This is a genomic window from Anaerolineae bacterium (genome assembly GCA_011176535.1).
Taxonomy (GTDB): Bacteria; Chloroflexota; Anaerolineae; order Anaerolineales; family DRMV01; genus DUEP01.
On sequence record DUEP01000034.1, the window covers coordinates 1 to 2,532 of the forward strand.

General features: G+C 61.9%; 3 protein-coding genes. 2 read left to right on the top strand and 1 reads right to left on the bottom strand.

Annotated features, from left to right (window positions below):
• Positions 1 to 913: glycosyltransferase family 4 protein (locus tag G4O04_04555; protein ID HEY57793.1), on the top strand; the 913-nt coding region annotated here is incomplete at its 5' end.
• Between the two features lie 44 nt (positions 914 to 957).
• Positions 958 to 1,758 carry a WecB/TagA/CpsF family glycosyltransferase gene (locus G4O04_04560; protein ID HEY57794.1) on the top strand — a complete coding sequence of 267 codons (801 nt, stop codon included), beginning with the start codon at positions 958 to 960 and terminating at the stop codon, positions 1,756 to 1,758.
• A gap of 540 nt (positions 1,759 to 2,298) precedes the next feature.
• Here G4O04_04560 and G4O04_04565 read toward each other — a convergent pair.
• On the bottom strand, positions 2,299 to 2,493 hold the full coding sequence (locus G4O04_04565; GenBank protein HEY57795.1) for a hypothetical protein: 195 nt from the start codon (positions 2,491 to 2,493) through the stop codon (positions 2,299 to 2,301).
• Between the last annotated feature and the right edge of the window lie 39 nt (positions 2,494 to 2,532).

The window sequence follows — 2,532 nt, forward strand, 5'->3', positions numbered from 1 at the left end:
CATCTCGCCTGCGGCGTACTACGCCTGCAAGGAGGAAGGCGTGCCGGTGGTCCAGACCCTGCACAACTACCGGCTCGTCTGCCCCGGCGCGCTCCTCATGCGGGACGGTCGGGTGTGCGAGGACTGTCTGGGAAGGCCCGTTCCCTGGCCCGGGGTGTTCCACGGCTGCTGGCGTGGCTCCCGGGCCCAGACGGCGGTGGTGGCCGGGATGCTCACCGTCCATCGTTGGATGGGAACCTGGACGGAGCGGGTGGACGTGTATGTGGCCCTCACCGAGTTCGCCCGGCGGAAGCTCATCGAGGGGGGGCTGGCGGCGGAGAAGATCGTGGTCAAGCCCAACTTCGTCCACCCGGATCCGGAGACGGGAGCTCACCATGGTGGCTTCGCCCTTTTTGTAGGCCGACTTTCTCCGGAGAAGGGCATTCGAACCTTGCTGCGGACGTGGCAAACGTTGAAAGACATGCCCCTGAAGCTCGTGGGTGACGGGCCGCTGATGGGCGAAGTGCAGGCTCAAATCGCTCGAGAAGGATGGACCCACGTCGAAGTGCTCGGCCGAAAGCCGCGAGAGGAAGTTTTTCGACTCATGCAGGAGGCCCGGGTGTTGGTCTTCCCGTCGGTGTGCTATGAGAACTTTCCCATCGTTATTGCCGAAGCCTTCGCCTGCGGGCTGCCGGTGATCGCCTCCCGGCTGGGGGCGATGGCCGAGATCGTGGAGGACGGGCGCACGGGGCTGCTCTTCGAGCCGGGAAACCCCGAGGACCTGGCGGAGAAGGTGGCCTGGGCCTGGACGCACCCCAAGGAGATGGAGGAAATGGGCCGGGAGGCCCGGCGGGAGTATGAAGCGAAGTACACGGCCGAACGCAACTACGAGATTTTGATGAACATATATAAACTGGCGAGGGAAACCCTTTGAGAAAGCCCAAAGCCCTTGCCAATTTGAGGCTTGAGGGGAATAGGATGAGCACCCAGTTGCCCGAAAAAGTCAACGTCTTAGGGGTAGGCATCAGCGCCGTGACCATGGAGACGGCAATCCAAACCATTGAACGCTGGATACAAACCAAGGATGAAACCCGTTACGTATGCGTCACAGAACTGCATGGCCTGATGGAGAGCCAGCGTCACGAGTCCATCCGGCTTGTCTACAACCGGGCGGATATGGTGGTGCCGGATGGGATGGCGGTGGTTTGGGCGATGCATTGGCTGGGATATAAATGGGTGGAGCGGGTGTACGGGCCCGATTTGATGATGGCTCTTTGTGAGCGTTCGGTGAAAACGGGGTGCCGGCATTTCCTTTACGGTGGAGCCCCTGGTGTGCCCGAGTTATTGGCTCATCGGTTGCGGAACCGCTTTCCCGGCCTCAACATTGTCGGGACCTATTCCCCTCCCTTTCGACCCTTAACCCCCCAGGAAGATGCCGAGGTCGTCGCAATGATTCACCAAGCCCGGCCGGATATTGTATGGATCGGGCTGAGCACGCCCAAGCAGGAGCAGTGGATGGCGGAGCATGCGGACCGATTGCAAAATGTGGTGATGATCGGTGTGGGAGCGGCTTTTGATTTCCATGCTGGGATCAAACGCCGGGCTCCCCGTTGGATGCAAAAGAGGGGATTAGAGTGGTTCTTCCGGTTGATGCAGGAGCCACGCCGATTATGGAAACGCTACCTGCCCAACATCCCCCTTTTTTTCTGGCTATTGGCTTTGCAAAAGATGGGCATCCGCTATATTCCCCTTCATGATGAGCAAGCGAAGGAGGTGTAGAACGGCAATGCGCCGCGATGCTTATAAACTACTTTAGTTTCCGCTAAATGAGTGGCAGAAGGGCAAAGCCACATAGCCGGCCAAACGGCCGGGGCACTTTGACAAGACGATTGAGGAGGCCCAGAGGCGTAGTCAGGCGGTTTTCTGAGCCGCCTGGCGCCAACGGGCCTCCGCCCCCTTGGGCAGATGGCCTGTGGCCGAGGCTTTTTCCGCATTCGCTCGGGCAAAGGGGGTGCACTGGGAAAGACCCGGCCCAAGAGCGCCCGGCTTAGGTGCCCAGGGATACGCTTTGGGTGCCGGTCCCAAAATCCGGTGGGCCGCACCGGCAAGGTGGCGGCCGGGAAGCACTGGATCGAACCCGCCGGCAAGGCCGGTTCTGGCAGCCGATGGCGGCTCTCTTCTGCCCACACGAACCGGCGATGGGCGCCCACCATGGGCTTGGCCGCCAAAGGGATCTGCTGCTCCATCGGCCGGCGATCCTGGTACAGGGTCACTGACCTCCCGCGGTGCCCACGGCAGGTCGGTGGCCAGTAGCCAGGGTTAGTCGTAGCGCGGGTCGTAGATCGCGATGACCCGGAACGTGGCCTGCTGAGGGCCGGGAACCACACCAGGCAGCACCGGGTTGTCCCAGATTTGGGCGCGGAATTTGCGTCCCTCTTCAACCCAGGTGACCTCCTGGTCGAGCGGTGTGGCGGCGATGGGGCGGTCTTTGTAAGGGCGCACCAGGGGCCGCACCGGCGCCCCCTACTTCGGCGGTGGTCCTTGCCCGGCGTA